The sequence below is a fragment of the Nevskiales bacterium genome, assembly GCA_035574475.1.
Lineage (GTDB): Bacteria > Pseudomonadota > Gammaproteobacteria > Nevskiales > DATLYR01 > DATLYR01.
In genome coordinates this window covers 1-6,329 of record DATLYR010000051.1, presented here as the reverse complement: position 1 = coordinate 6,329, position 6,329 = coordinate 1, and the positions used below count along the sequence as shown (strand labels likewise).

Genomic DNA, 6,329 nt, shown 5'->3' with positions numbered 1-6,329 from the left:
ATATGCTTGCTGCGCGCGGCGCCCGCGCTTTCCGCCTCACCACCCGACCCGCCACGGAACCGACATGCTCGAACTGCTGACCAGCCCCGAAGCCTGGATCGCCTTCCTGACCCTGACCACCCTGGAACTGGTGCTCGGCATCGACAACATCATTTTCATCTCCATCCTGGTGGACAAGCTGCCGGTGCAGCAGCGCGAGTTCGTGCGCCGGCTGGGGCTCGCCTTGGCGATGGTCATGCGCCTGGGCCTGCTGTTCCTGCTCAGCTGGCTGGTCGGGCTGACCGCCCCGCTGTTCAGCGCGCTGGGCCAGGAAATCTCCGGCCGCGACCTGATCCTGCTCGGCGGCGGCCTGTTCCTGCTGTGGAAGTCCACCAAGGAAATGCATGGCCTGCTCGAGGGCGAGGAAGGCGAGGCCTCGAGCGCAGTGCGCGCGACCATGGGCGCGATCATTGTGCAGATCATCCTGATCGACGCAGTGTTCTCGCTGGATTCCATCATCACCGCGGTCGGCATGGTCGAGCACATCGAGGTGATGGTGGCCGCCGTGGTCGCCTCGGTCGGCCTGATGATGGCCTTCGCCGGCGTGATCGGACGTTTCGTCTCGCGCCATCCGACCATCAAGGTGCTGGCGCTGGCCTTCCTGCTGCTGATCGGCATGGCGCTGGTCGCCGAAGGCCTGGGCCACCACGTCCCGAAGGGCTATCTGTACTTCGCCATGGTCTTCTCGGTCGGCGTCGAGCTGTTCAACATGCGCCTGCGCCGCAAGAAGGCTATCGAGCCGGTGCACCTGCACGAGCGCTACGTGCGCGACGGGAAACAATGATCACCGCGGATACGGCCGCGCCGCCCGCGCGACCCGGCTTCTTCCAGCGGCTGCGCGCGGGCCTCAACCGCAGTGCCGGGCCGCTCGGGCGCGACCTGACGCAGCTGCTCGCCGGACGCGGCCTGGACGACGCGGTGTTCGAGGAACTGGAAGTGCGGCTGCTGAGCGCCGACGTCGGCGTCGAGGCGACAGAGCAGGTGATGCGCGAACTGCGTCGGCAGCAGAGCGCCGGCCGCATCAAGACCCCGCATCAGCTGCGCCAGGCACTGCGCGAAGCATTGCTCGCGGTGCTGCAACCCTGCTCGCAGCCGCTGCAGATTCCCGACTTCATCCGGCCGTTCGTCATCCTAATGGTGGGCGTCAACGGCGTCGGCAAGACCACCACCATCGGCAAGCTGGCGCAGCGCCTCCGAGATCAGGGCCTGTCGGTGATGCTGGCCGCCGGCGACACCTTCCGCGCCGCGGCGGTCGAGCAGCTCAAGGTCTGGGGCGAGCGCAACGGCGTGCCGGTAATCGCCCAGGGCCAGGATGCCGACGCCGCCTCGGTGATCTTCGACGCCGTGCAGGCGGCCAAGGCGCGTGGCATCGACGTGCTGATCGCCGACACCGCCGGACGGCTGCACACCCAGGGTCACCTGATGGACGAGCTGCGCAAGATCAAGCGCGTGATCCAGAAGCACGATCCCTACGCCCCGCACGAGATCATGCTGGTGGTGGACGCCGGCACCGGCCAGAACGCCCTCAGCCAGGCACTGCAATTCCATGCGGCCGTGGGCCTGACCGGCATCACCCTGACCAAGCTCGACGGCACCGCCAAGGGCGGCATCCTGTTCGCGCTGGCCCAGCGTCTGGCACTGCCGATCCGCTATATTGGCGTGGGCGAGCAACGCGAGGATCTGGGCGTATTCGACGCCGGCCAGTTCATCGATGCGCTGTTCGAGCCGGCCGGCCGCGAAGCGAGTCCATGAGCCACATCGTCGAATTCCACAATGTGTTCAAACGTTACGACGGCGGCCGCGAGGCGCTGGTCGACGTCAGCTTCGCGCTGGGCCAGGGCGAGATGGCCTTTCTCACCGGGCATTCCGGTGCGGGCAAGAGCACGCTGCTCAAGCTCATCGCGCTGATCGAGCGTCCTACGCGCGGCCAGATCATCGTCAACGGCAAGAATCTCGCCACCATCCGCCGGCGCCAGATTCCCAGGCTGCGCCAGGGACTCGGCATCATCTTCCAGAACTATGCGCTGCTCAACGACCGCAGCGTGTTCGACAATGTCGCCATGCCGCTGATCTTCCGCGGCCTGCCGCAGGACGTGATCGGCCGCCGCGTGCGCGGCGCGCTGGACATCGTCGGGCTGCTGCACAAGGAACGCGCCATGCCGCTGACGCTGTCCGGCGGCGAGCAGCAGCGCGTCGGCATCGCGCGCGCGGTGGTCTCGCGCCCGCAGCTGCTGCTGGCCGACGAGCCCACCGCCAACCTCGACCCGGACCTGGCGGTGGACATCATGCGCCTGTTCGGACGGCTCAACGAGGTCGGAGTCAGCGTACTGGTCGCGAGCCACGCCTTCGAGCTGATCGGGCGCATGCAGCGTCGCATCATCCATCTCGAGGAAGGCCGCGTGATCTCGCAGACGCCGGCGGGGGGCGCGCCGTGACCGCGCGTGCGGGCAAGCTGCGCGGCCGCGATGCCACGCTGCGCGAGGCCCTGCTCGCCTACCTGCGCGAACACCTGCGCGTGCTGCTGTTCACCCTGCGCCGCCTGCTGCGCAATCCCGGCGGCAGCCTGCTGACCGCGGCCGCCATCGGCATCACCCTGGCGCTGCCCGCCGGCCTGCACGTGTTACTGCAGAACATCAGCACGCTGAGCTACAGCTGGGAGAGCTCGGTGCAGGCCTCGTTGTTCCTGCGCGATTCGGTGAGCGAGGCGGACGGCCAGAAGCTGGCGCGCGAGCTGGCCAAGCGCCCGGGCGTGGCCGACGCGCAGTACATCTCGCGCGCGCAGGCGCTGGCCGAGTTCCGTCAGCTGTCCGGCTTCGGGGAGGCGCTGGACGTGCTGCAGGAAAACCCTCTGCCGGCCGTCATCGTCGTCCAACCCGATACCGACCAGGGGCCGCAGCAGATCGACCAGCTGGTGCGCGAGCTGAGTGCCCTGCCGGGCGTGGACCAGGCGCGGCTGGACACCGCCTGGCTGGAACGGCTCTACGCCATCCTCGACATCGTGCGCCTGGCGGTGCAGGTCATCGGCGCGCTGCTGGCGCTGGCGATCGTGATCACGGTCGGCAATACCATCCGCCTCGACATCCAGAGCCGGCGCGAGGAGATCGTGGTGCTCAAGCTGATCGGCGCCACCGACGCCTTCATCCGCCGGCCCTTCCTCTACACCGGCGCCTGCTTCGGCCTGCTCGGCGGCGCACTGGCCTGGCTGCTGGTCACCCTCGGCCTGTGGACCCTGTCCGATCCCGTGCAGAAGCTCGCCAGCCTGTACCAGAGCGACTATCGCCTGAGCGGCCTGGGACTCGAAGCCTCGCTGGTGCTGCTGTTCGGCGCGCTGCTGCTCGGCTGGCTCGGTTCCTGGTGGACGGTGGCCCGCCACCTCGGCGACATCGAGCCGCGCTAGAACCCTCTCCCCCACCCCTCTCCCGCTCGCGGGCGAGGGGAATGTAACGCGACACTTGGTTTGAGAATCTCGGACACTTGGTTTGAGAATAATCGCCGACGGCCACTTTACCCCCCTTCCAGGCACCCTTAAACCCCCCGAAACGGGCTCTCGAAGCCCCCTTCGAACAGCTCGCGCTGTGGCGCCGGCCGCGGTGCTGGCCAGCCGGCCGGCCAGTTGCCGATGACCAGCTCGAGTCGCTCGGCCGGGTTGCCGCCGCCGCCCACGGTGTAGGTGATCGGCACGGCCTTCATGGGCAGCCCTCCGAACACCCGCCGCATTTCCGGGTGATCGTTGACGCTGATGATCATGGTGCCCTCGATCTCGCGGGCTAGCCGGGCCATCCGCTCATATTCGTCGATGGGGAAGTCTACCCCATAGCCCTCGGTCTCCCAGTAGGGCGGATCGCAGTAGAAGAGGCTGTGCGGCCGATCGTACTTGGCCACGCAGGCGTCCCAGGGCAGGTGTTCTATATAGGTGTCGGCCAGGCGCAGGTGGGCGGCGCTCAGATCCTCCTCCAGGCGCAGCAGGTTCAGGCGTGGGCCGCTGGTGGTTGCGGTGCCGAAGGCCTGGCAATCCACCTTCCCGCCGAAGGCCTGCTTCTGCAGGTAAAAGAAGCGCGCGGCGCGCTGGATGTCGGTGAGGGTCTCCGGCCGTGTGATCTTGTGCCATTCGTAGATCTGCCGGCTCGTGAGCGCCCACTTAAACTGCCGCACGAACTCCTCCAGATGATGCTTCACCACCCGGTACAGGTTCACCAGCTCGCCGTTGATGTCGTTGAGCACCTCCACCTCGGAGGGCTGCTTCATGAAGTAGAGCGCCGCCGCGCCGCAGAAGGGCTCGACGTAGCAGGTGTGTTCCGGGAACAGCGGCAAGATCACCGGCGCCAAGCGCCGCTTGCCGCCTATCCAGGGAACGATGGGTGTGCTGCTCATGTGGCCGGTCCTTTTTCTTGTTTGTTAGACTGCCTTCGCCGTGCGCGCACGGTGGGCAGCCTTGGTCCGGTCCACGGGAAAAGCCGTGGGCTTGGATGGCCAGGCCGACGTGTTCGCGCACGCCGGCCTGGTCGCTGTCCTCTTCCTACAAACCCTCGAAGTCGTCGATCACCAACTGATCTCCTCGATCTCCTCGATCGACTCGGCTGCCTCGACTTGAGCGCGCTTGGCGGCCAGGGTTTGCAGCAAAGTCATCTTGATCGCCGCCCCGTCAGCCAGAACCTGCGCGATCTGGGCATGCGTGTGCAGGCGGTGCTGCTTGACCCCAGTGGCGACATCAGTGCAGCGATATTGCAGATCGACGCCCAGCGCAGCCGCGCCGATCAGGTTGAGCTGGTCGGTTTCGGCGCTGTCGTAGCGGTGTGCACTGCCCAAGACGCTGGATTCGAAGCCGCCGACAATCTCGGCGCGGCAAGCACGTTCCAGCTCGGTGAGCTTGCGCGATTGTGCGAGCTGTAGGGCGGTAACACTCTGCTGGGCCAGCAGATCTTCGTAAGTGGGCTTGCCGGGTAAGTCTTGACCGTGCTTATCCTTGGGCCACTCCAGCGCGTCGTAATCGTTCCCGTGCACGACGAAGGCGACGCCAGGAGCCAAAGCAAGCAGGCATTCGGGAAGGTTGTTAACGATTCTCATGGCTGCATCCTGTTAGGTGAGAGGTGCGATCTCTTCGACCAGGAAGGTCGAGATCAGACCCGGGATGTCGTCGGTTCTACCACCGCTTCCTGCGCCGCTCACGACCAATGTGGTGTTGGCTGTGCTGTTGTTTTCTAACGACAGCGCAGCACGGAACTTAAAGTCCACTGCAACACCCGCGCCCGGCGAGGCAATTTCACGCTGCAGATAGAGGGCCTGCCTCACCCCCATTGCTCCAACCAAATAGTCTGGCCCGTACTCAACAGCGGTCGGGTTGACGTCAGCGTCTTTAAAAACAGCAACAGCAGTGCTGTTATCTGTATTGGTGACTTCGTTCACATAGACCTTGGCCGTAATCCGAATTTTGCTGTTCCCAAGTCGGGGCGTGATTGATATCTGGCTAATCTGGGCACCTCGGTCTGATGTGAATGTGCCTGGGGCCGTTCCTGTACCTGTGCCGATATAGCCGATGCGAGGTGCAGAGTTGTAAACCGTGCGGGTGGCGATCTCCGAATAGACGGACTGGATCACTGGCTTATGCCCGGCGACCTCCAGTGCGTCGATGGGCTTGTGTGGATCGCCGATGCCCAGAGCTACCGCCGCCAGTGCGTTGGTGAGTGCGCCGTTCTGGTTGGTAATCGTCACCAGTGTCTTGTCGGCCACACCGTCGTAAGAGCTGGCGGTAATCCGCTCACCAAAGGTAGTTAAGTCGGTGACCTTCACGCGCCGGTTGACCCGGAAATCGCCGGTCTTGTTGCCGGGCACTCTGAACTGCGTGGCAGCGATGTACTCCGGGGCCGCATCGTAGAGCACGAAGCCGGCTACGCGGGCTACGATGTGCTTGACGATCGCGCTGAACAGCTGCGTATGCAGCGCCTTGTCCAGCACGAGGCCCGCCTGCAGGATCACATGGACGATCTCCTCCTGCACGGCGTTGAACCAGTCTTTACCCGGCACCGTGGCCGACTGGCCGAGTCCCGGATCGCCCTTGCTGAAGTAGCCGGGCGCGCCGGCCGGCTCATTGGCCGGCAGTGCCGGTATAGCGGTGGAAGTATCTACACGATGCATGGGGGTTAACCTCCGTATACAAACAGGACTTTTGCGTGCGCGGGGACCAGCTTGCCGACCACGCACTCCAGCAGATCGTTACCCCACATGCGCAGCGGCTCTTCGCAGGGGGTCTCGCAGGTGAACTCTGAAATGATGCTGACCTCATCGCTCAGCAC

General features: G+C 65.3%; 7 protein-coding genes. 4 read left to right on the top strand and 3 right to left on the bottom strand.

Annotated features, from left to right (window positions below; translation table 11 throughout):
* Positions 1–64 precede the first annotated feature (64 nt).
* Genes VNJ47_03195 through ftsX form a run of 4 tightly spaced genes read left to right on the top strand, consistent with a single transcriptional unit; the run spans position 65 to position 3,436 of the window.
* The gene (locus tag VNJ47_03195; GenBank protein ID HXG27837.1) at positions 65–823 is read left to right on the top strand and encodes a TerC family protein; all 759 of its coding nucleotides are present in this window, start codon (positions 65–67) and stop codon (positions 821–823) included.
* Complete coding sequence (gene ftsY / locus VNJ47_03190) at positions 820–1,791, top strand: signal recognition particle-docking protein FtsY (protein HXG27836.1); 972 nt, start codon at positions 820–822, stop codon at positions 1,789–1,791. Before VNJ47_03195 ends, ftsY begins: the two co-directional genes overlap by 4 nt.
* Positions 1,788–2,474 (top strand): cell division ATP-binding protein FtsE, encoded by a 687-nt coding sequence (gene ftsE / locus VNJ47_03185; protein ID HXG27835.1) that lies wholly within the window; start codon positions 1,788–1,790, stop codon positions 2,472–2,474. Before ftsY ends, ftsE begins: the two co-directional genes overlap by 4 nt.
* A complete protein-coding gene (ftsX, locus tag VNJ47_03180) occupies positions 2,471–3,436 on the top strand; it encodes a permease-like cell division protein FtsX (GenBank protein HXG27834.1) in 966 nt (321 codons plus the stop codon). The genes ftsE and ftsX overlap by 4 nt, the downstream gene beginning before the upstream one ends.
* Positions 3,437–3,564: 128 nt before the next feature.
* On the opposite strand, the gene VNJ47_03175 is transcribed toward ftsX, so the two are convergent.
* From VNJ47_03175 to VNJ47_03165, 3 genes are all read right to left on the bottom strand, one after another.
* Positions 3,565–4,410, bottom strand: coding sequence for a DNA adenine methylase (locus tag VNJ47_03175; protein HXG27833.1), 846 nt, complete (start codon positions 4,408–4,410; stop codon positions 3,565–3,567).
* Positions 4,411–4,578: 168 nt separating this feature from the next.
* Entirely contained in the window at positions 4,579–5,103 is a 525-nt protein-coding gene (locus tag VNJ47_03170) for a hypothetical protein (protein ID HXG27832.1), read from the bottom strand.
* A 12-nt stretch (positions 5,104–5,115) separates the two neighbouring features.
* The gene (locus tag VNJ47_03165) at positions 5,116–6,171 is read right to left on the bottom strand and encodes a hypothetical protein (protein HXG27831.1); all 1,056 of its coding nucleotides are present in this window, start codon (positions 6,169–6,171) and stop codon (positions 5,116–5,118) included.
* Positions 6,172–6,329 lie beyond the last annotated feature (158 nt).